The organism is Paenibacillus sp. FJAT-27812 (assembly GCF_001273905.1).
In the GTDB taxonomy this organism is placed as follows: Bacteria; Bacillota; Bacilli; order Paenibacillales; family Paenibacillaceae; genus Pristimantibacillus.
The window spans coordinates 899,747-922,380 of the sequence record NZ_LIGH01000001.1; the positions used below are offsets into that span (position 1 = coordinate 899,747).

20 protein-coding genes are annotated in these 22,634 nt (G+C 49.0%); 6 read left to right on the plus strand and 14 right to left on the minus strand.

Features of this window, described 5'->3' with window-relative positions:
• Positions 1 to 8: 8 nt before the first annotated feature.
• Positions 9 to 3,536, minus strand: coding sequence for an S-layer homology domain-containing protein (locus ADU23_RS03860; RefSeq protein ID WP_053372544.1), 3,528 nt, complete (start codon positions 3,534 to 3,536; stop codon positions 9 to 11).
• A 303-nt stretch (positions 3,537 to 3,839) separates the two neighbouring features.
• Positions 3,840 to 4,496 carry a pentapeptide repeat-containing protein gene (locus tag ADU23_RS03865; RefSeq protein WP_053372545.1) on the minus strand — a complete coding sequence of 219 codons (657 nt, stop codon included), beginning with the start codon at positions 4,494 to 4,496 and terminating at the stop codon, positions 3,840 to 3,842.
• 130 nt (positions 4,497 to 4,626) lie between these two features.
• On the opposite strand from ADU23_RS03865, the gene ADU23_RS03870 reads away from it, so the two are divergent.
• Positions 4,627 to 5,868 carry a DUF3895 domain-containing protein gene (locus tag ADU23_RS03870; RefSeq protein ID WP_053372546.1) on the plus strand — a complete coding sequence of 414 codons (1,242 nt, stop codon included), beginning with the start codon at positions 4,627 to 4,629 and terminating at the stop codon, positions 5,866 to 5,868.
• Positions 5,869 to 6,005: 137 nt separating this feature from the next.
• On the opposite strand, the gene ADU23_RS33910 is transcribed toward ADU23_RS03870, so the two are convergent.
• The 8 genes from ADU23_RS33910 to ADU23_RS03910 form a co-directional block, all read right to left on the minus strand.
• Positions 6,006 to 7,571 carry a glycine betaine ABC transporter substrate-binding protein gene (locus ADU23_RS33910; protein ID WP_053372547.1) on the minus strand — a complete coding sequence of 522 codons (1,566 nt, stop codon included), beginning with the start codon at positions 7,569 to 7,571 and terminating at the stop codon, positions 6,006 to 6,008.
• 13 nt (positions 7,572 to 7,584) lie between these two features.
• Positions 7,585 to 8,694 carry an ABC transporter ATP-binding protein gene (locus ADU23_RS03880; RefSeq protein ID WP_053372548.1) on the minus strand — a complete coding sequence of 370 codons (1,110 nt, stop codon included), beginning with the start codon at positions 8,692 to 8,694 and terminating at the stop codon, positions 7,585 to 7,587.
• Positions 8,695 to 8,843: 149 nt separating this feature from the next.
• Positions 8,844 to 9,734: a response regulator gene (locus ADU23_RS03885; RefSeq protein ID WP_053372549.1), complete on the minus strand. Its 891-nt coding sequence runs from the start codon at positions 9,732 to 9,734 to the stop codon at positions 8,844 to 8,846.
• 6 nt (positions 9,735 to 9,740) lie between these two features.
• A complete protein-coding gene (locus ADU23_RS03890) occupies positions 9,741 to 11,108 on the minus strand; it encodes an ATP-binding protein (RefSeq protein ID WP_231637303.1) in 1,368 nt (455 codons plus the stop codon).
• 49 nt (positions 11,109 to 11,157) lie between these two features.
• Complete coding sequence (locus tag ADU23_RS03895; protein WP_053372550.1) at positions 11,158 to 11,808, minus strand: amino acid ABC transporter permease; 651 nt, start codon at positions 11,806 to 11,808, stop codon at positions 11,158 to 11,160.
• Positions 11,809 to 11,823: 15 nt separating this feature from the next.
• Positions 11,824 to 12,477 carry an amino acid ABC transporter permease gene (locus ADU23_RS03900; protein ID WP_053372551.1) on the minus strand — a complete coding sequence of 218 codons (654 nt, stop codon included), beginning with the start codon at positions 12,475 to 12,477 and terminating at the stop codon, positions 11,824 to 11,826.
• A 74-nt stretch (positions 12,478 to 12,551) separates the two neighbouring features.
• Positions 12,552 to 13,403 carry a transporter substrate-binding domain-containing protein gene (locus tag ADU23_RS03905; RefSeq protein WP_053372552.1) on the minus strand — a complete coding sequence of 284 codons (852 nt, stop codon included), beginning with the start codon at positions 13,401 to 13,403 and terminating at the stop codon, positions 12,552 to 12,554.
• 18 nt (positions 13,404 to 13,421) lie between these two features.
• Positions 13,422 to 14,150: an amino acid ABC transporter ATP-binding protein gene (locus tag ADU23_RS03910; RefSeq protein WP_053372553.1), complete on the minus strand. Its 729-nt coding sequence runs from the start codon at positions 14,148 to 14,150 to the stop codon at positions 13,422 to 13,424.
• 275 nt (positions 14,151 to 14,425) lie between these two features.
• Between ADU23_RS03910 and ADU23_RS03915 the strand changes: the two genes are divergently transcribed.
• The 3 genes from ADU23_RS03915 to ADU23_RS03925 are packed head-to-tail and all read left to right on the plus strand — an operon-like array spanning position 14,426 to position 17,508.
• Positions 14,426 to 14,950, plus strand: coding sequence for a DUF4358 domain-containing protein (locus ADU23_RS03915; RefSeq protein WP_053372554.1), 525 nt, complete (start codon positions 14,426 to 14,428; stop codon positions 14,948 to 14,950).
• Positions 14,951 to 14,955: 5 nt separating this feature from the next.
• Complete coding sequence (locus ADU23_RS03920) at positions 14,956 to 16,338, plus strand: MBOAT family O-acyltransferase (protein ID WP_053372555.1); 1,383 nt, start codon at positions 14,956 to 14,958, stop codon at positions 16,336 to 16,338.
• 21 nt (positions 16,339 to 16,359) lie between these two features.
• On the plus strand, positions 16,360 to 17,508 hold the full coding sequence (locus ADU23_RS03925) for a DHHW family protein (protein WP_053372556.1): 1,149 nt from the start codon (positions 16,360 to 16,362) through the stop codon (positions 17,506 to 17,508).
• A 35-nt stretch (positions 17,509 to 17,543) separates the two neighbouring features.
• Here the strand turns inward: ADU23_RS03925 and ADU23_RS33915 are convergent, their stop codons facing one another.
• The 4 genes from ADU23_RS33915 to ADU23_RS03940 all read right to left on the minus strand — a co-directional run bounded on the left by ADU23_RS33915 (position 17,544) and on the right by ADU23_RS03940 (position 20,738).
• Positions 17,544 to 17,678: a hypothetical protein gene (locus tag ADU23_RS33915; RefSeq protein ID WP_255314300.1), complete on the minus strand. Its 135-nt coding sequence runs from the start codon at positions 17,676 to 17,678 to the stop codon at positions 17,544 to 17,546.
• Position 17,679: 1 nt separating this feature from the next.
• Positions 17,680 to 18,159 (minus strand): NUDIX hydrolase, encoded by a 480-nt coding sequence (locus ADU23_RS03930; protein WP_053372557.1) that lies wholly within the window; start codon positions 18,157 to 18,159, stop codon positions 17,680 to 17,682.
• Positions 18,160 to 18,305: 146 nt separating this feature from the next.
• Positions 18,306 to 19,508, minus strand: coding sequence for an MFS transporter (locus ADU23_RS03935; RefSeq protein ID WP_231637304.1), 1,203 nt, complete (start codon positions 19,506 to 19,508; stop codon positions 18,306 to 18,308).
• A gap of 78 nt (positions 19,509 to 19,586) precedes the next feature.
• Positions 19,587 to 20,738 (minus strand): serine hydrolase domain-containing protein, encoded by a 1,152-nt coding sequence (locus ADU23_RS03940; RefSeq protein ID WP_053377451.1) that lies wholly within the window; start codon positions 20,736 to 20,738, stop codon positions 19,587 to 19,589.
• Positions 20,739 to 20,934: 196 nt separating this feature from the next.
• Between ADU23_RS03940 and ADU23_RS03945 the strand changes: the two genes are divergently transcribed.
• Together ADU23_RS03945 and ADU23_RS03950 are read left to right on the plus strand one after the other, a co-directional pair.
• A complete protein-coding gene (locus ADU23_RS03945; protein WP_053372559.1) occupies positions 20,935 to 21,387 on the plus strand; it encodes an Lrp/AsnC family transcriptional regulator in 453 nt (150 codons plus the stop codon).
• Between the two features lie 65 nt (positions 21,388 to 21,452).
• Positions 21,453 to 22,304 carry an NAD-dependent epimerase/dehydratase family protein gene (locus ADU23_RS03950; protein WP_053372560.1) on the plus strand — a complete coding sequence of 284 codons (852 nt, stop codon included), beginning with the start codon at positions 21,453 to 21,455 and terminating at the stop codon, positions 22,302 to 22,304.
• Positions 22,305 to 22,634: the final 330 nt, after the last annotated feature.

Below are 22,634 nucleotides of genomic sequence, written 5' to 3' on the forward strand. Positions count from 1 at the left end.
CGTAATTATTATGATTTTACGAGGCTAGCTACGATCGACGCAATCTCCGCGCGCGTAATCTTGTCTTTTGGACGCAAGGTGCCGTCCTCGTATCCTTTGATTACACCAGCCGCCGTTAAAGCTTCAATCGCTTCATTAGCCCAGCTGGATATGCCTGCCTTGTCCGTAAAGGTCGGCTTGCTCGCATCAGCTAAAACCTTTAATTGATCCTTCAATGCTCTGTGCAAAATAACGAAAGCCTCTTCTCTCGTCAGCTCTAGATTCGGCTTGAAGCTGCCGTCCTGAAAGCCTGTAATGATTCCCGCTTCATACAAGCCCATAACATATTGGTTATACCAGGCTGTTGACGGAATATCCTCAAAGCTCGTTTTACCTTCTGAAGGCTCCAAATGAAGCAATCTGGAAACGACAGCCGCAAACTCTGCTCTGCTCATCTGCTTATCCGGCTTAAAGCTGCCGTCAGGAAAACCTCCCAGTATTTTTTGGGCGGCAAGCTTGGCAATCGATGCGCTTGCCCAGTGCCCTACAGCATCAGGGAAAACCGGCTGCGGTTCGGCACTTGGGCTTGGCGTTGCACTCGGTGATATACTCGGCGACGGACTAGGCGTCGGATTCGTGTTTGGATTCGGTGTCGACACTGGACTTGGTGTCGGGTCCGTGCTTGGGCTTGCCGTTGGATCCGGGCTTGGTGTCGGGTCCGGACTTGATGTCGGTGTCGGGTCCGGACTTGATGTCGGTGTCGGTGTTGGTGTCGGATCGGGACTTGGGCTCGGGCTCGGCTTCTCGCCGTTCTCCGCAATCATGATCCAGCTTATTTGCGGATCGGAGCTGGATGCTCCCGCATTGGCCGACCTATGTACCGTCAGCTCAAGCTTGCCATCCGTGATGGCTACATCGTCATAACTTAATACATCCTTTGCAGCCGTGAAGACGTATCCGTTCGTTTTCACCGTGCCATTCAATAATAGATCAGCTATTCGTTTGCCATTTGAATATTGGGACCAAGGATCATATAGTCCGACATAGACATTGTAGCTTCCGTTGCCGATATCGAAGCGATAGGTGAGATCATCGCCGGAATTGCCCTTCAAATACCGCAAGGAGCCGAAGAGATCGCCGGAGCTCGTTCCCGACGTCAACGTATTGTCTCCGACATACCCCCAGCTTTGACCATTCACAGGATCGTATTTCTGATCGATAATGGCTCCGTTAAGCACATTTTCCTCGCCCATTAACGCAATCATGTCCTTATAATCCTGGGTGTCAGCACCGCCTGCATGGACAAAATATGCGCCGCCTTTAGGGATGACATACAGCTGAATCTCAACCTTCTTGTTCGATAGTTCCGTTAACAAGCCGCTGATGTTTACCACGCCTGGCTTTTGGAATGAATCGGCATTCACGCTCCAAGCAATAGGCGTATCCTTTATCGTACCGTCCGATAAAGTCACATTAACGACATCCGGTAGCGCAGGTGCCACTCCAATAGTCGTGCTTGCCGGAAGCGTGGTATTTACCTCTACTTTCCCCATACCGTCCAGCACATCAAGTTTCCATTCATCCTGCCAGCGCAAAGCGATCTCATCACCTTGGCCAAATTCAATCGGCATCCAGATGTAACGGGAATTCGCAAGATCGTTTTGATTCCAACGATCACCCATATAAATGAATTTGCCTGCGGCAGCATCTACCGGTATAACCTGTGTGCTTTGCGAGCCGAAGGTCGTAGAGCTGCCCGGCGCGACATCGCGCATCGTCTTCCATGGTCCCATAATGTTGTCGGCAACCGTATATTTGCCCACGTTCGGAGCCCATCCCGTGGCGCCGGACGTAATCATGTAGTATTTCCCTTGGTACTTGAACAAAGCTGGTGCTTCGCGCTGGGCAAGCGGGAATACACGTACATAATCGACGCCATGAACCGCTTTGTATGCTATATCGCGCTCAACATTGCCATCCTTATGCCAACCTACTACATCTGTGTAGGAATCATTTAATTTGGAAATATAGATCGTCAAATTTTCCTCGCTGGAATAAACCAAGTAGCCTGTACCGTCATCATCCTTGAACAAGGTCATATCGCGCGCCATCCCCGGCTGGTTTGGCTGGCCGTTGTCCGCAGCTCCCTCCGGAGCACGATCCATGCGATGGCTTTCCTGGTACACGAATGGCCCAAAAGGAGAGTCGCTGAGCGCATATCCCGCTTCTGCCTTCGCGTAGTTAGCCGTTGACGTAGCGCTCGGACCGTCTGTATGCATCCACATCACATATTTTTTGGTCTTATCGTTATAAATCACCTTCGGACGCTCAATGATCCGATCCGTGCCGATATCATTCAAAATGTCCGCTTTGTCCTCTCTGCCAGCGTACAGCTCTGAAATAAGAGGATCGTTCACAAAATCATCGGCAGACTCAATCGCGGTAAGCGCAAGCCCATGATCCTCCCAGTTGTATAGATCCTTCGAGGCGTACACCCTGACCCCGCGGGCCGGCAAATAACCGTAAGTTTTATCCTCGCCGTACCAGTAATAGGTGCTGGTCACCTCATCGTACATCATGCCGCCGCCATGCGCCTGAATAAGCGCTCCGTTCGTATCTCGCCAAATATCCCCCGGCTTAAAAGAATCGTACGGCTCATTTATCGCCAGCTCCGATATTCCTTTCGACAACGCTGCGATCCCGGAGATAATCTGCTCCTGCACCGCAGGCTCCGTAATGTCGGCGCCGCTGCTCAGCAGCGATTGAAGCAGCGTCTCGCTCTCTTGAATCACTTTATTTAATGCTGCGAGGCTGTACGGCGTATAATTCGTGCCCGCCGCTTCCAGCTTGGCTGCCGCTATTTTATTTTCCAAATCAGCAAGCGGCACCGTAATGTTCAATCTTATGACGAGATAGTTAATAAGCGGATCATTGTAATTGGAGAGCGCAGCGGTTGCCGGCCCTTGTATGCGCACATTCAACTGCCCATCGGTCACATTGACCTTGCGATAGGTAACGACCTTCTCGGCTCCATCGCCGCCGATTGCAAAATCACCGCCGGATACGTTATTCCCTTCCAAAAGCAAATTCACGCTTCTCCCGCTCCATGGGTTGCTGAAGCCGAATGTCACGTCATATTCGCCCTGCGGCAGCTCAAAATCGTAAGAAATTGCCTTATCTCTCACTTGTGTACCGTTATAGTATCGCAATGAGCCCGATTTCGTCGTTGCATCGCGCACGTTCGTCGCGCTGGTCGTTGTGACTAAACCCCATGATTTTTTCGTTATCGGGTCGACCCCATACACCTGCTCGGTAACCGAGCTATAGAGGCCTAGCTTATCGCTGCCCTCCACCGTTGCTGGCGTTGCGTCCCCTGCATTGACGAAATAAACAATGTAGTCGTTATCCTTCAGCTCCTGTTCCGTAAATTCGTCCGTGACAGCAGCTGTTGTCATCTGGCTTTCATTCGCCGCATAAGCAGGTGCCAGCGAGGTGAGAAAGGATGCGAGCAAAGAGCAGCAGAGCGCCAAAGACAACCATTTCTTTTTCCGTAACAATGGTATTCCTCCTTCAATCCCTAATATCGCTCCTGTTGTATGCGTTTACAAATGATGTGCTTTGGAACGTCACACCGAATGATAACGGAGATGCGCTGCCTCTTCAACTGAACAATTCGGACGGGAATGAACTTCCAGAATGACCCGTGTTATAGCTTTTCCAACGCAGAAATATGAACTTAAGTTTGATTTGTTCACTCTGTGCACAGGTGAATTAATACAACCTTGCCGCTGCCGCAAGCGCAAAAAAACACCCCTTCAGGCTATAAGCCTTCCGGGGTTGCGTTCGTATTCCCTATGTCATTACATGCCATCGTCCACAACCAGCCCAAAAATCGTCGCGAACGTAATCGCCTGCGCCGGCGAGATGATGCAGCGGCGCAAATCCTCGAGCGATACGCCCAAGCCGTTAAATTCGCAGCTGCTTATATCGATGCCGCCAAGCTTCGTCTGGGACAGCTGCGCTTGATCGATATTCACTTCCCTTAAATAAAATTGAGCCAAGGTCATATTCGACATGTCCGCTTTCGCTAGCGAGCTTTTCTCAAACTTAACGCCCTTCGCGTTCGAGAAGCGCAGTACCGCATAATCCGCGTAACATTGCTCGAACCATACGTTGCGCAGCGTCGAGCCTGTAATATCCATGCCAAGCAGCTTGCAGTTATGAAATGAAACCCGGTGCATAATCGTTTCGCTCAGATCAATATTCGATAAATCGCAGTTTTCAAAACGAACATCGGTAAATTCCGCTTTCCGCAGGCTAGTGCCCCGGAACACCACATTGCTGAGCACGACCCTGTCGAAGCAAACCTTATAGGCTGATTGATTTTGAATGCTGCAATCTTGAATGATGCTGTCGCTAATTTCATGCTCGTCCGCCCATTCGTAATCAGGGACGTCTAATGCTGTTAAACCGTCCGGAATTTTAGGCGCTTCGATTTTTTCTTTTTTACTCGACATATGTATGATGACCTGCCTTTATGATGTAATGACTTCAACTTCTCCCTATTATACACCTCATCGCTAATGACTTCTTCCTCATCCCCATCTATAATGTGAATAAATAAAGGTTCAGAGTGCGAGGTGCGAGATGAAATACGAGATGACGCTGGAGCAGCGCGATCACATCATGGGAAAACTGTCGGAGGAGCAACGTCATTTTTTGCATCATGAGCTGGTTAGAGGCCGGAGAACCTTGTTCGCACGGCAGCTGGCACGCAAAAAATGCCAATTCATCCCCGAGGATGCACAGTTTGAAGATATAGAGTCATTTATCGAGGAATGGGATTATATCGGGTTTACCGATAGCGGCGAAGTGTCGCCGCATACGAAATGCGAATGCGGCAGATCGCTGCGCTATCAGCATCAAGTGCTTCATCTGCCTTCGAACACGGTACGCTACTTTGGAATTGAGCATTTGCAGCTGCATACCGGTATCGATGCGAAGGCGATTTCGGATATTATAAAGGGCTTTGATGTGCTTGATGGCGAGCTGAACGAAATGCTCATCAAATACCGGGATGGCTGGCAGCTCGATCAGCATCTTTTCCTGCCGCTGCCCGCTGAGCTGGAGGTGCCGCAAGATATCCAGGCGCATTTGGACGCTAAGCTTCCGCTGCTCGACAGGCAGCTGGCGCGCCTGCGCGGCAGGCTGCGCGAGCTTGACCAAGCGAGCAGGCAGAAGAGGATTGCTGCCGCTCTAACCTATTATAATGAGCCGGCAGACGACACGGATGATCAAGAAAGCGGCGGCCGGCTAGTCGATCCTGTGGACACGCATGACGCGAACGAAGGACAGGCTGCTTTCAGCTTTAACGATGAGGACACCGCTCAGGTTGCTTTTAGCTTTGCAGAAACAGATGACGGCCAAGCTGCCTTTGTGTTCGACAATGCGGAAAGCAGTCAGGGCGCCTTCGTCTTCGACGAAATGGAAGAGAGCCAAGGCGCTTTTGTATTTGATGAGCCTACGCCTGCTGTTAATCAGGATGCTTATGCCTATGAGGAGGCCGGCAGGAAGCTGGGAGCCGCCGCCTTGCGAGAAGCCGAGTTGAGCAGCGGAAGCGCTAAGAAGTCCAGCCCTTTTTACCTGGCTCCTTCCGCACAGCGCGTCGTTGACGATGCCTTGAAATATGGGCGCATCAGCACGCTGGCGATCTCGAATTTCTTGATCGAGCAGAAGCTCGCTTCGGATGAACGAATGTCAACCGGCAAGCCGGGCATCTACATCGCCGTTGCCGCGTACTTGGACAAGCTTGCAGCAACAGGCTTATGCGAGCTTGTGAGCAGCAACTCCGAGGATCGCAATTATTCCAGCACAAGCGCGCACAAATAAAAGCTCTATATTCAGCCGGCGGGGTGTCTCGGCACCTCATTTGGCGGAGAGCGCGCCGAAATAAGTCTAGTTTCTAGACTTATTCCCGTAATTTCAGTTATTTTGAATGAAATAGAGCTAGTTTCTAGCTCTATTTTTCATTTACCCTCGATCAGTCCCGCATCCTTCAGCCACTGCTCGGCGACCTCGCGTGCTTGCTTCCCTTCGAGATCGACCTTGCCGTTCAGCACCGACATCGCACGGTCATCGATTTTGCCCGCAAGCAGATTAAGCACCTCCGCCAGCTCGGGATGCTCCTTAAGCGTGTCCATCCGGATAATGGGCACTGCGTAATAAGGCGGGAAATACTGCTTATCATCCTTGATTACCTTCAGGCCAAACGCTTCTATACGGCCATCCGTGGAGAAGGCGTCATTCACGTCCGTCGTTCCTTCTTTAACCGCGCTATAGGTTAGGCCGGGGTCCAGCCCCTTCACTTCCTTGAACTTCATTCCATATGCCTTCTGCAGGCCGATATATCCATCTGGGCGTTCCAAAAACTCATGCGTCGCGCCCAAAATGAATTTTTGTGATTTCTGCGCCAAATCCGCAAAGGTTTCGATCCCTTCCTGCTCGGCTCGTTCCCGTTTCATAGCAAGCGTGTAAGTATTGTTGAAGCCGATGGGCTGCAGCCATGTCACATTGAAGTTCTTTTCATAAGCAGCCTTCACTCTCTCATACGTTTCCTCCGGCTTGCCGCCGATCGGCTCTTCCTTCAGCACCGATGTCCAGCCGGTTCCGGTATACTCCGGGTAAATATCGATGTTGCCTTTGACCAGCGCACTGTGCGTGACCTGCGATCCACCGAGAAAAGGTTTGCGGACGACCTTGAGGTCCGTCTTCGCCTCGATCAAAGACGCCATCATATGCGCTAAAATATCCTGCTCGGTAAAATTTTTCCCGCCCACAACGATGGAATCGGAACCAAATGGATTTCCTTTCGCCACGATGCCTGCCGCAATTGCCAGAATCAGTACCGTGCCTAGACCAATTCGCAAGCCTTTTACGAGCTTGGACGTTTTTTTGCCGCCTTTTCGCGTCCCTTTTGGAGTGACTGCCCGCTCCATCCAGCCCAGCAAATAGTCAAAGAGCAAAGCTAATAATGCAGATGGAATCGTCCCTGCCAAAATCAATTCCGTATTAACCGTCGATATGCCCCGGAAAATCAAATCGCCAAGCCCGCCCGCCCCAACAAGCGATGCAAGCGTGGCAACGCCAATCAACATTACGGTGGCCGTGCGGATGCCCGCCATAATGACGCTCAAAGCAAGCGGCAGCTCCACCTTCATCATCACCTGCATGCTCGTCATCCCCATGCCGATCCCGGCTTCTTTAATCGGCTTCTCCACATTCATAATACCGGTATATGTGTTTCTCAGAATGGGAAGCAGCGCATAGACGGTCAAAGCTACGATCGCCGGAAACATGCCTATTCCAAGGATCGGAATCATGAACCCGAGCAAGGCTAAGCTTGGAATGGTTTGAAACAAGGAGGCTACGCCGATTACCGGTGACGCAAACCGTGGAAAACGGGTAAGGAGCAGCCCCATCGGAATCGAAATGACGATCGCGATCAAAAGGGCGATAAACGATAGCTCGATATGCTCCATGGTCGCGCGAAATATATCTTCTTGGCGGCTTATGATCACATCCCAGAAATTCATGGCTACCTCCCTCTTAAATCTGCTTTAGCAGAGCGTCAATTAGACTGGAATTGGTGACTAAGCCGGCTAATAAGCCGCTCGGATGGACGACCGGAAGGCTGTACAAGCCATGCTGCCTCATCAGCTCCACGGCGTCTGCAACACCCGTACCAGCCAGTACGGTTGGAACATCCGATTTCATGATGTCCTGAAGCGTCAAATCCTCATGGTGGTACTGCTCCTCCAGCATTTCTTTCGTTACGATCCCCTTCAAATGGCGATGCCTATCGGTTACGAGCAAGCTGGTTACCCGGAATTGCTTCATCAGCTTCGCCCCATGAGCAAGGCCGCGCGTCAAAGAAACGGTAACCGGGTTCGGAACCATGACATCGTCCACCGTCAGCTGCTCCGATTCGTTCAAGCGGTTGCCGCCAATAAACGTGCGGACAAAATCGTTTTTCGGACGGCGAAGAATGCGGTCTGGCGTATCCGCCTGCACGATCTCGCCGCCTTGCATCAAGACGATGCGATCGGCTATTTTCAGCGCTTCATCCATATCATGCGAGACGAAAACAATCGTTTTTTTGACCTCCTCCTGCAAATGAATTAATTCATCCTGCAGCTGTTCCCGGCTAATCGGATCAAGCGCGCTGAACGGCTCGTCCATCAAAATAATCGACGGCTCCGCCGCAAGCGCCCGAATGACGCCGATTCGCTGCTGCTGGCCTCCGCTTAGCTCGGCGGGATAACGGTCCCGATACTCGCTTGGTTTGAGTCCCACCATCTCCATCAATTCATCGATACGCTTCTCGTATGTATCTTTGGCGATGCCCTTCAGCTTAGGCACGATCGCTACGTTCTCTTTGATCGTCATATGCGGAAACAAACCGATATGCTGAATGACGTATCCGATATTTCTTCTCAGCTCGACCGGATTAATGCGGGAAATGTCCTTCCCGCCGATCAGAATTTGACCCGAGGAAGGCTCGACCAAACGATTAATCATCTTCATCGTCGTCGTCTTGCCGCAGCCGCTTGGCCCAATCAACGTAATCAGCTCGCCTTCCTTGATTTCCAGGTCGATTCCTTTTAAAGCGGTCATTCCGTCGTGGTAACGTTTCGTCACGTTTTTGAATTGTATCAAGCAGGCACCCCATGTTAGTCAGAATAAAATCAGGCTGCTGTTATTTTATCCAACTGCCATTTCCCTATGCTTCCAAGGAAACGCAAAAAAAGCATCACTGCCGTTAAGGCTGCGACGCTTTGGACGATCAAAGGATCAATTCACCTATTCTATTGCTCGCTTCTTTGTCTATCCAGCACTTCTAAGTAAAGCACCTGCAGAAACTTCTTAATGTTCACTTTAATCTTCTCCGGCTGCAGCTGCTCGTCAATCTCTTTCATTTTCAAACGAATGTCTTGAAAGTCAAAATAAAGCGGAGCATAATGCTCGAATTTAGGATTGCTATAGTCTGCCAAACCGATGCTTGCGAGATTCGAGAGCGCGCTCATCAGCGTACGGCGAATCCGCTGCTCGACTGCCTTGCCCTCTTTGCCTTGATCATGATGGGTACGGGCAATAAGCTCGTATAGTTCTTTCAAAGGCGGGAGCGACTCCGATTTATTGTGCTGAACCAGATATTCCATCATTTCGACAATATCCCTGCTGCCGATTTCGCCGACGACACCCAAATCTCTCAATATAGGCTGAACCGTTTCGCGAACGGTCATTTTCCGCTGGCTGCTCCCCGCGTCTATATATAAGTTGCTCAGCTTTGCCATAGAGTCCTTCATCTCTTTTAAATAACAGCCAATCTTCCAGTGCTCATTCACTTTGGACAGTACAGCCTGCACTTCCACCAAATTAATCGGCTTCTGAATATAATATTCGATACCGGCTTGATACGCCTTCCCGATCATATCTTTGCTCTCGATTTGCGAGATCATCACAAACTTGCCGTTGTAGCCCCTTAGCTTCAAGTTGTTGATCGTCTCGATTCCATCTTGCTCGGGCATCAGCAAATCGATAAGCACGATGTCCGGATTCGCGCCCAGAACAGCCCTCTCCCCGTCGCTTCCATCCTCCGCAGTAACGATAACCTCGCCAAGCCAGCTTTTTTCAATGATGTTTTGAAGCATCAGTATGCTGGCCGCATCATCATCCACAATACCAAATGAAAGCATCGGTCTTCACACCCCTATTTTCAATGTATCGGTTGAAAAAGCGACAACAAAGGTCGTTTCCTTATACGGACTGGATGCTTGCAGGCGCAGCCTTCCCCCAGTAGACCTGACGATATCGCGAACATGCGATAAGCCGATTCCGGTCGCCGCACAGCCTTCCATATTAAATTTGGTCGTAAATCCCGGTTCAAAAATAATGTCCTTATTTTGCTCCGCAATGCCTTCCCCCGTATCCGACACGACGAGCACCGTTTCATTCGCCTGCTCATACACGCTAATCCGAACCGTTCCACTCGTATCAATGGCCTCCACTGCATTTGAAACGAGATTGTTAAGCATCGTCAATAACGGAATATAATGAGCGGTCGCGTAATCGGTGCCGATCCGTTTTTCATAATGAACCTCTTTTTTCAGCATCCGGCTGTAATGCTCATTGGATTCGATGACGAAAATAATAATTTCCGATAGCGTCATATCAGAGGCCGATTCGCGGTCGAACAGCTTCAGCAAGCCGGATAAGATGCGCTGAGAGTCCTTCTTCACTTCATGAATCTGCTGCGTGATGTCCAGCATCGACCGGCTTATGTTTTTATCTCCGGCATCACTCAGCTTCCCGTACAAATCGTAGCTTTGGGAAGTAATTCGCTCGATGGCATCCATCGATTTTTTCAAATAAAAGACTTCCCCATACAGCCCTGATCCGAAGTTTAGCATTTGATCCATTCTTTTTTTCTGTTCGTTATGTACGACCCGCATCTGATTGATCATCATGCTGCTGAATATGCCAACCACAAACAAGCTTCGAACAACGGAGGTGGCGCCGAGCAGCAGCCATTGCCCAGAATAAAAGGATGGCAAATCAAATATAAGGCTGCGTGTAAGCAGCTCTAGTTCATTGGAAATGAAATCAATGCCCGAAAAGACGCCGGCCAGCAGCAAAGGGTGTAGCTTGGGCAAATAGGGCTGGATCTGCTTCATTCCTACGGCGAAAATAATGTAATAAAGCGACGCTGAGAGATGCGTCTTCATGCTTGCGATAAGCGAGAACGTTTCGAATGAAACGAAGCCGTCGATAACCGATCGGAAGGCGAGCACCGTTACCCCCGTAACGATACCCGTATACACATAAGGCAGATGCCTTAACAACACAAGCAATAGCAGAAAGGCGCTGCTGCCAAGCCCGATTCGGAACAAGTCACCGCTAAAGGGCGTTATTTTAAATTCGCCCGCTACCGCGGTCACTACTGCTATTAGTATCATTTGCATCCCTATGTTATTCGTATATTTTCGCAAGCCATTCCCCCCATTTAAAATAATTGTAAACAACGGGCCGTTATTTTCATACACTTTTTTGAATATTGCGACAATGGTCACAAAAAAAAGCTGACCTCCTGCGAAGTCAACTTTTGGATCGCTGCCGCCGTTAAACCATCTTGGTCTCCAGCTTCTTGGCAATCAAAGATAAAGCATAATTCACCATAAAGTATAGAAGCGCAGCGAACAATAGAACCGGGATGGCATACGTTATGCTCTGCCCGATGACGATTTTCGATTGGTTCATCAGCTCAGGCAATGAAATGACAACGGCTAATGAGGTATCTTTGAGCAGCGAGATAAACTGGCTGACCAGCGGCGGCACCATGCGGCGAAGCCCCTGCGGCAGCACGATATGCCACAGCGTGCGGAGATGGCTGAGGCCGGAGGAACGAGCCGCTTCGATTTGCCCTTTCTCAATGGAATTAAGACCGCTGCGGACGATTTCAGATATCATGGCCCCCTCGAACAAGGTCAAAGCAATAATGGACGCGTACACGGGTCCAAGCTGAATGCCGACCTCCGGCAAAGCGAACCGCGTGAAAAAAATAATGAGCAGCAGCGGCAAATTACGAATCAGCTCAACGATAACGGCGAGAATCGGCGATAGCACCGGAACCTTCATATAACGAATCGTGCCTACGATCGCGCCAAGCACAAAGCTTAATATAATGGAGCTGAACGCCACTTTAAGCGTCATGTAGAACCCTTCGAGAATAAATGTCAAATTATCGATGGTAAAAGCATTGGCAAAATCCATTTGTCCTCCTCCTCTCTATCCGCGTTTGGCCAGTCTTCGCTCCAGTTGAAGCGCCATATAACTTAAAGGGAGAGTCAGCAGCAAATAAAAGAGCCCGACAATGATATAGGTATCCATATAAATATAGGTTTTGCTTGCCACCTTATCGCCAAAGTACATAAGATCTAGGCCCGCTACCACGCTAAGCACCGAAGTATTTTTGACCAAGTTAATAAATTGGTTGCTGAGCGGAGGGATGACGATTTTGATCGCTTGCGGAAGAATGACATGCCTCATCGTCTGCACATACGTGAGTCCGGAGGACATCGCCGCCTCCGTCTGCCCTTTTGGCACGGACATAATGCCCGCTCGTATGGCTTCCGCTATAAAAGAGGACGTATATACCGCAAGGCCGATCGTTCCGCAAATAAATCCGCTTAGCACAATACCGAGCGACGGCAGCACCAAGTAAAATACATAAACAACGAGCAGCAGCGGAATGTTTCGGATAAATTCAACGTACGCCGTACCCGCCCATCGCAATGGCTTAATTGACGTAATGCGGAATACGGCAATGATCGTCCCCAACACGAAGCTGCCGATCAGCGCAATGATGCTGGAGTAGACCGTATTGACGAAACCCTCCATATAGAGGTCCAAATGCGAGGTTAAGATCGAGAAATCAGGCATCTTTTACCCTCCTTTGCGGATCTGACCTATGAAATAAGGGCGGCCGCAGCCACCCTCCTTTTGTTGTTTTCCCGTTACTCCAGCGGCATGGTGCCGATCCATTTCTCGTAGATTTTATTGTATTCCCCGCTTGATTTCAGCGCAGCAAGCTCTTTATTGACGGCATCCACAAGCGCTGTCTCGCCTTTCTTGATCGCAATGCCATACGGCTCATCCGTGAAAGGCTCGCCGACTACTTCGAAGCCAGCATCTTGCGCCATCATGCCGTACAGGATCGCATTGTCCGTCGTTAGCGCATCGCCTTGGCCGGCTTTCAGCGCGCTGAAGGCATCCTGATAATTATCAAATTCAAGCACGGTAGCTTCCGGCGATTTTTCAATAATGTTATCGACGGAAGTGGCGCCCTTTACTGCGAGTATTTTTGTTCCCTTTTTGACATCATCGATGCCTTTAATCGCGCTTCCTTTTTTCACGAGCAGGGACTGCCCGGCTTTAAAATACACCTCGGAGAAATCAACCTGCTTTCTCCGCTCCTCCGTAATCGTCATGGTGGCAATAATTAAGTCAATTTCATTGCTGTCCAGCATCGGAATACGCGTTTTGGAGGTGACCTCCTTCAGTTCGATCTTCGTCTCGTCCCCGAGAATCGATTTGGCAAGCGCCTTTGCGATGTCGATATCGAAGCCTTCCACTTCATTGTTCGAAGGATTTTTTAATCCAAACAGCTTCGTGTCGTACTTTACGCCAACAACCAGCTTTCCTCTTTTTTTAATCGTATCCACAATCGTTGCAGCAGCATCCGGCTCATTGCCGGCGCCTGGGCTGCTGTTCGCCTCGTTTTCCTTTGCCCCCCCGCACCCCGCAAGCACAAACACCGACAATACGATGATCATAACGCCAACGCTCAACCATTTCTTTGCCATCATTAAAATCGCCCCTTTGTATTAATGATTTAATACCCGGTTCAGAAACAAGCGTGCCCGTTCCTCGCGCGGGTTGGAAAAAAACGTCTCAGGCGAAGCTTCCTCGATGATTTGTCCCTTATCCATAAACACGACACGGTCGGCTACCTCGCGTGCAAATCCCATCTCATGCGTTACGACAACCATCGTCATGCCCTCATTCGCAAGCGCCTTCATGACATCAAGCACCTCGCCGACCATTTCCGGATCAAGCGCGGAGGTTGGCTCGTCAAACAGCATCACCTTCGGCTTCATCGCAAGTCCCCTTGCAATCGCAACCCGCTGCTGCTGTCCTCCCGATAATTGCGAAGGATACTGCCCTGCTTTATCCTCGATCCCGACCTTCTCCAAATAGTACATCGCGGTTTTTTCCGCGTCCTGCCTCGTCATCCCTAGCACCTTCATTGGCGCTAACGTAATATTGTCGATGACTTTTTTATGAGGATACAAATTGAAATGCTGAAAGACCATTCCGATATCCCGTCTTAGCTTATTGATATCCGTCTTTTTGGCGTTGACCGTATGCTCGTTTACAATGACATCGCCGCTCGTGATCGTCTCCAATCGGTTAATGCACCGAAGCAGCGTGCTTTTGCCTGAACCAGAAGGTCCCACAACGACTACTACTTCACCTTGCTCAATTTGGAGATTAATGGCTTTGAGCACATGGAAATGTCCGTAATGCTTTTCGACCTGCCGAAATGAGATCATGGCACCCTCCTCCTAAAGCATCATTCAATCGTTATTCTGTTAGTTGTGAGTTAGAAAACCTAACACAAATACTATGGTTAAACTACATGATCTTATAAAATCCTACATGCCAATCAGATATTTTTCTAAAAGGAGAGCTTGCAGCTCACATGAATATAGCCGTGAATACCCGCGTTATTTTTTACCATAATAAATAAAACTGCAACATTCACGAATAACAAACCGTTTTTAGCTTTTGTAAACATCAAATAAAGACATCGAGGAGATTGATTACAATGAAAAAAAGTTATTTTGCATTTATGCTTGTTATTGCGTTAGGTCTTGTACTGACAGCATGCTCCGGCTCCAATGGGAATTCGGACAAAAACAGCAGCACTTCCGCTAATAAAGAAAATCAATTCGTAACGACTAAGACGACCAAAGAAATGGTTGACGGCATGTTGGCTAAAATCGAGCAGCCCGCATTAGTCGAAATGACAGGCGATATGGTTAAGCAAATGTATTACATTGACCCCGCTTTGCTGGAAGAATATACGATTATGTCGCCTATGATGAACGTAAAAACGAATGAAGTTGCCGTCTTTAAAGTGAAGGATGCCAAGGATGTTGCGGCAGTCGAAGAAGGCATTAAGAAGCGTGCTGCCGATGTACAAAAGCAATTCGAAACCTATTTGCAGGATCAATACGAGAATGCTAAAAATTACAAGCTTGTTTCAAAAGGCAATTACGTATTTTTCGTCATCTCTGATCAGCCCGATAAATTCGTAACGGAATTCGATAGCTACTTCGAGAAAAAATAACGAGTATGGTATTCAGCAGTCTACTCTTCTTATTTCTATTTCTGCCTGCTGTACTGCTGCTTTACTTCATATCGCCGTGGCGTATTAAAAACTTCGTATTGTTCGTGACCAGCCTTGTCTTCTACGCATGGGGCGAGCCAGTGTATATCGCCATCATGCTGCTATCCACGGTAACGGATTACAGCTTCGGACTGCTGCTAAGCAATCCGAGGCTAAGCAGCTTGCAGCGGAAATGGATCGTTGTCGCCTCTATCATCGTTAATTTAACTTTGCTAGGTTATTTTAAATACGCTGACTTTCTCATTTATAATGTGAATGCATGGCTAGGTACGCAAATACCGCTAACCGAGCTGGCGCTGCCAATCGGCATATCGTTTTATACGTTTCAGTCCATGTCTTACATTATTGACGTCTACCGGGGAACCGCCAAGGCACAGCGCAACTGGATCGACTTCGGGACCTTTGTCGCTTTGTTCCCGCAGCTCGTTGCCGGCCCTATCGTGCAGTACTCGACGATTGCCGAGCAGCTGCGCCATCGCAGCGTCAACATCGAGCTGTTCGCCGAAGGCGTAAGGCGGTTCATTATCGGTTTGGCGAAAAAGGTGCTGCTGGCGAACAATATCGGCCTGCTTTGGCATACGATATCCGCTTCGAGCGCCGATACGATGCCTGCGTTGACCGCTTGGCTAGGCATTATTGCCTTTGCATTCCAGATTTATTTTGACTTCAGCGGTTATTCCGATATGGCCATCGGGCTTGGCATGATGTTTGGCTTCCGATTTAACGAAAACTTCAACCGGCCCTATACGGCGCGAAGCATTACCGACTTTTGGCGACGCTGGCATATCTCGCTCAGCACTTGGTTTCGGGACTATGTCTATATTCCGCTTGGCGGCAATCGCAAAGGGCCGTGGAAGCAGCTTCGGAACATCATGATCGTCTGGCTGCTGACCGGCATTTGGCACGGAGCGAGCTGGAACTTTCTGCTCTGGGGCTTATACTTCGGGGTTGTTCTTGTCTTTGAAAAATGGTTCGGCTTGAGGTTCTTGCAGCGTATGCCTGCCTGGGTTCGGCATGCGTACGCGCTGCTCCTCATCTTGATCGGCTGGGTATTTTTTGCATTCGACGAGCTGTCCTATATGGGCGCTTATTTTGCAGCCATGTTTGGATTTAATCATCAGCCCTTATGGAATAATGAGTCATTATATTTGTTATACACGAACGCGATTCTGCTCGTATTGCTCGTCGTGGCTTCCATGCCAAAACGGGAGATCAAGCGCAGCTTCGGGCCTGTCGCTCAGCTTGGCTGGCATGCGATACTCTTTTTCATGTCGGTCGCTTATTTAGTTGATGCCACGTTCAATCCATTTTTATATTTCCGTTTTTAACGAAGAAGGAGGCGGGCAGATATGGGCAAAAAGACGGATCGCGCCTTCGTGTGGGGCTTCGTCATCGTTCTGTTTGCCATGTCGTTATTATTTTTCATGCTGCCTGTGCAAGTGTTCTCCGACGTGGAGAACCGTACGCTCCAGAAAGCGCCTAAGCTTACTTGGGAAAATCTTTGGTCCAAGAAGTTCTCCGAGGACGCGGAGAGCTACGTAACCGACCATTTTCCATTCCGAACGAACTTTGTTTGGACGAAGTCGATGCTGGAGCAGCTTCGGCTGCAGCAGGAGAATAACGGCATCTATAAAGGCAAGGACGGCTATTTGTTCGAAAAATTTAACGAGCCAAGCGATACGGAAATCGAGGAGTATGCGTCTGCGGTGAAGAAGTATGCGCAAAGCCATCCGGATGCGAACATGACGTTCATGCTCGCGCCAACCTCCATCGGCATGTATCCGGAGCGGCTGCCATGGCTGGCTGAAGCTTATCCGCAATCGAAGGTAAACAGCTTTATCGGGAAGCAGGTTGAAGACAGCCTGTCATTCATTGACGGCTTCGATTTCCTTCGCCCCGCAGCTGGCGGCTCGAAGCCCATCTACTATAAAACCGATCATCACTGGACGACCTATGGCGCCTATCTTGCCTATGTCGCCTATGCAGAGAAAATGGGCTGGACGGCTGCTGCCGAGAGCGAATTCGATATAGAGACAGTCAGCGATTCGTTTCTAGGCAGCTACCATACGCGCGGTCAGTTCAGCGGATTAAAGCCAGATGCCATACAAGCTTATATAGAGAAACATGGCTTTGCAACGGAGATGTATGTCGCGGATACGGACAAAACCTATGCTGGCATGTACGATGCGAGCTACTTAGAGAAAAAAGACAAATACTCGTATTTCCTTGGAGGCGTGCATGCGCTAATGACGCTTCATACCGATCTTCCAGCAGAGAAAACAGATCAAGAAAAGCTGCTGGTCATCAAAGATTCCTATGCGCACAGCTTCCTGCCTTTCCTTACGCAGCATGTGAAAGACATCCATGTAATCGACATTCGCTACTACAACGGCAGTATTAGCAGCTACATGGAGGAAAACGGCATTAAAGACGTGCTGCTGCTCTTCAATACGACAACCTTCATAACGGAGCGCAATCTATTGAAGCTAAAATATTAACGGAAGAAGGAGCAGCCTGGGTAGCTGCTCCTTCTTTATTTATCCTTCGACCGTTCTTCATGGTATCGTTCAACCGCTTCCGTTGCTAAATCACGCCTCGGCAATTTCGAATTGATTCGAAGCAGCAGCCCGATGATGATCAATAATAAAATAACGATTAGCGTCTGCATTTCAGGCACCGCCTTCCGGGTTGTTTTTATTGATTATGAAGCGCTCCAGAAAAGCATGAATAACCGGCCGATCCGGAGGGCTTAGCTCCTGCGGGATTGAATCAAATTCAAAAAAACGCAGCTCCAGAGTCTCTGTTCCATCCTCTTTAAGCATCCCTTCAAAATCCGAACAGATATACGCGGTAGAGACGTTATACACCTCGTCTCCATGCGGATACTTATAGTAGAGCTCTGGCCCAGAGAATACGTCAAATAGCGCCAGACTCCCCGCTATTAATCCCGTTTCCTCCAATAGCTCCCGCCTTGCGACCTCGGTCAGCGCCTCCCCTGGCTCCATCGCCCCTCCGGGAAGCCCCCAAAAACCGTTGTCTGACCGTCTTTGCAGAAGCAGTGAATCCTCCTTGCATAATAAAACGCAGGCGCCAGCCATGATAAGCGGCCTTGTCCCCACCAAGCTTCTAAGATCCATCATATAACCCATAGAAGAACCTCCTTTTATGGCTTGAACGTTCCTTCCTAATCGAGCAATAGCAGCAGGATTGCAAAACAGATTATCCATTTATAAGGAGATTACCCTAATCCTATAAATCTACCATACTTCACTGCTCGCTCAAAATATGTTCCCCCTCATTTTGATAGCTGACTTGCCTTCGCTTTCGAGCTTGTTGGATGAAAAAAGATAACTTTTACGACAATACAGACCATCGCCAGCAAAATAAAAAGCAGTCCGCTCCCAATCACGCCCTTCATGCCAAACGCGGTTAGAAACCACCCGCCTGCAGCCGAACCGATGAACACGCCCAGATTGATAAAGGAAATATATACGCCGGTGGCAAATTCAGGAGCCTCCGGCGCCTCGGATGTTAACCATATCTGCGTGACTATAAGTCCGCTTGTATGAGCAGCTCCCCACAACACGGTAATAATGACGATAGGAACAAAGGATGCCTCTCCCAAATAAAGCAGCAAGAAGGAAATCGCTAAGACGAGCGGATGCAAAATAGTCGTCTTTACCATATTTAATCCGATCAGCTTTCCAGCCAGCAAATTGCCCGACATGCCGGAGATCCCAAAAACAATAAGCATAACGCTAATGGCATTGCCGCTCATTCCCATTACTTGTTTTAAATATTCGGCAGAGTAGCTATATACCGAAAACATAGCAGCAAATAGGAAGGTGGATGCGCTAATATTTATCCATAAGGGAATTTTACGCAAGATGCCTAGCTGCTTTCCGTAAGAAATTTTCTCCGCGCTAGGCGGTTTTGGAAGCATGAGGGCAATCCCTGTGCTAGCGGCGATATTTACAGCAGCACAAAAAAGGAAGGAAGCCTCGTATGAGATTTGATCGACTAAATAGGTCGTAATCGGTATTCCGAGCACCATTCCCATGCTGGTGCCTACAAATGCTTTGGCCGAGGCTTCCGTCGCTTTTTCCTTCGAATAAAGGGACGCTGCGGCAGCGAAGGCAAGCGAAAAATAGACGGGATGGAACAATGCCGGAATAACGCGAAGGGCCAGCAGTACATAAAAGTTGGGCGCATATGCCGATCCTATGCTGCTTCCTGCAAATATGAGCAGGCATAGCAGCATCACTTTTTTAGAATTGTACGGCGATAGAAGCAAAACCATAAAAGGACCGGCAAGCGCAATGACAAGGGCAAACAAGCCAACAAGCATACCGGCCTGAGATGTGCTGACATCGTATCGTTCAATAATCGCCGGAAGTATGCCAACCACGCCAAACTCAATGGTGTATACGCCAAATAATCCAAGCGCAATAAAAAATATGGGGGTTGCAGCTCTTTGATGTGAACCGTTTTGAATCAAAACCATCACTCCCTAATGTATTCGGTTATAAAAAGAGCCTAGGCCGGCTTATCCCGTACCAAGGCTCCTGTTCCTGCTTTATTTGTTTATTCCTTTATAAATCGCTTCACAGAGATCAACCGTAAACTGGCCCGACATGCCTTCCAAGGCTGTGTTGGTAAAAGCGACCACACTAAGCTTTTTAGCTGGATCTACGAACCACGTATGGCCATACGTCCCGCCCATCCGCCATGTGCCCGCCGATTCTGGCGTGCCTGCCGCTATCGGGTCCTTGAGCAGCGTAAACCCAAGCCCGAAACCTCGGCCTGGCCAATAAAGCATGGGCAGTTCACCAATTTGGTTGGTCGCCATTTCCCGAACTAAGCGCTCAGGCAGAAGCGGCGACCCGCCCAAACGCAGCGTTTCCAGCAGCTTAAGAACATCACCGGCGCTGCCGACCATGCCTGCTCCGCCAGATGGAAAGGCTGATTCGTCAAACGCCCGGCCGGGTGCCAAGCGGAATCCAGCCGTCCCCTGCAAAAAGGCAACACTGCCTTCATCCTGCAATTGGCGCGGCTCTGGTGTATCATTAATGTATACAGCCGCCAACCTTTCCGGATCAACTGCTGTAAAGCCGGTATCATGAAGTCCAAGCGGTTCTGTAATTAGAGAACGAATGGCTTCGCTAAGAGGCGAATCTGTTACTTTTGCTATGACTGCCCCCAGCACATCCGTTGCGATTGAGTACTTCCACTCTGTGCCCGGTTCGTAGAGCAACGGTACAGAAGCGAGACGACTAAGGTTCTCTTCCAGCGTGATACCGGGTTGATCCATGCCGTCGGATACGCCCGCTCGCTCATAGGAACCATTATCCTCTTGGAAGAAGCGGTAGGTCAGTCCTGCGGTATGCGTCATCAAGTGACGGATCGTCAATGTCGCAGGCTCGCCATTTGGCAAGCGCGGCTGAAACGCAGGGAGCCACCGATCTACGCGATCATCCAGCCGCAGACGGCCTTGCGCAACCAACACAAGGGCTGCCGTGGATACGATGGGTTTGGTTACGGAAGCAAAGCGGAATAATGTATCATCTTGCATCTGCTCGTTACTTTCGCGGTTAGCAAATCCGGCAGCTCGGCTATATTCCAGTCCCCCATCTAACGATACTTTTATGACAGCGCCAACCAGCCGTTTCTCGGCAAGGGTACGATCGATAACTTCATCAATGCGCGCTTGTAAATCATACTGGTTCATTTTGTTTACATTCAAATGACTCAATCATGTTCATCCTCTCTGAATAGTTAAAGCCTTGATCACTTTACTATTGTGAGTATATTATATTAATTAAGTCATTCGCCTTACATAAGGCGATAAAGCTAAATCTGCCTCCTTACAAAGGAAAACGAGTTACTTTCATATAAAATCTTTGAATTTAAAGGAGCCCGCTCGGATGGACTATATTGATAAGCAAATTCTGTTTTATCTTCAGAACCAAGCGAGAATTTCGATGACGGAGCTCGGCAAGTGCGTCGGATTATCGCAGCCCGCAGTAACCGAGCGAGTCAAGCGCATGGAGGAAAAAGGAATCATCGAGGAGTATCGCACGATTATATCTCCAGAAAAAATAGGGAAGCAAACAGCTGGCTACATCCTTTTTAGCACAAGAGATTGCCACGCTTTCCTCGATTTTTGCCGCTCAGCACCCGAGGTCGCGGAATGCTACCGCATCAGCGGAGAACACAACTATTTATTGAAGGTGGTGACCGACTCCACTCGTTCTCTCGAGGAATTCGGCAATTTATGCGATAAATATGGGACGTATACGATTCTGATCGTGATGTCTTCGCCAATTGAGCAAAAGCCTATGATTGCCTCACTAGAATCACCAAACCTGCTGGCCTAGCCGAAACAGCAGTAAAATAAAACGTTAATCCGTACATTCGATCTTTTAAAAGGAGACTCCTCACGATGAATATTCTGATCACAGGTGTTAATGGATTTATCGGACAGCGTTTAGTTGAAAAGCTAGTTCAAAACCATTCCGTAACCGGTATGGGACGGAGTCCTTTGGGTGGCGATGAATCTTTTACTTTCATACAAGGGTCGTTTCATGAAACGGAGGATTTGCATCAGCTGGATGGCATACCAATCGACGTTGTTGTCCACCTGGCTGCGGTAACGGGCGGAAGTGACGAGGAGAGCGCTCTTGCTGTAAATGTGCAAGGAACAAGAAGGCTTTATCGGTATTTACTCGATCGTGGCTGCTCGAGGTTTATAACGGCTAGCTCCATTGCCGCAACAGGAAGCCTGCATGACGATTTTATGCCGCTCGAGCTTCCCATACCGGAAGACCATCCCTGCCTGGCAAAAGACGCCTATGGCCTCAGCAAAGCAATGGTCGAGGATTTAACCCGCTATTTTCATAGAATGAGTCCCGGCGCCGACTTTATCAACTTAAGGCTAGGAGCGGTCGCAACGGATGGTAAATGGACTGCGCCTGTCATGGATGATCCCCCTTCACTTTCTGTCCCGTTCATTCAGTTCGGGCATGTATACGTGAGCGATGTGGTGGACGGACTAATAAAAATCATAAATGCGCCACCGAAGGACAGGGTGATTACATGCAATTTTGTAGGACCTGACGTCAGCGCTTCAGTCCCATCGCTTTCCCTGCTCCGATCACTGCTAGGCGACCAAGCCGCGGTGTACGATCTCAGTCATTTTGACGACGCCAAAAATCATTACAAGCCGCTGTACCGGATGGATCGATTGGTAGAGGAATTTGGCTTCATGCCTAAAAAATCATTTCGGTCGACATAAGCTTCATGCGTTATAAACGTCCGCTTGCCGCGCGCTCCGAAAGCATTCAATCAGCAGCATTAACGGGAAAAGCTCCCGTTATTTCATGCAACTTTACTCAAAAATCAGCATGAAAAGGAATTTCTCCCGTTAATTTTCTGTATTTTAGCAAATTCGGCTGTAAGTGATCCTATTAACGGGAGTATTTCCAGCTAAATGCTCAAATGGGCTCCGTACGCGAAAATTAGATGGAGAATTCTCTTTAGCCCCCTAATTCCATTGGAGTCCGAATTGGAATCCATAGTACACTATGTATATGGATGAGGTGAGGGATAATGAGGAGAAAAAGAC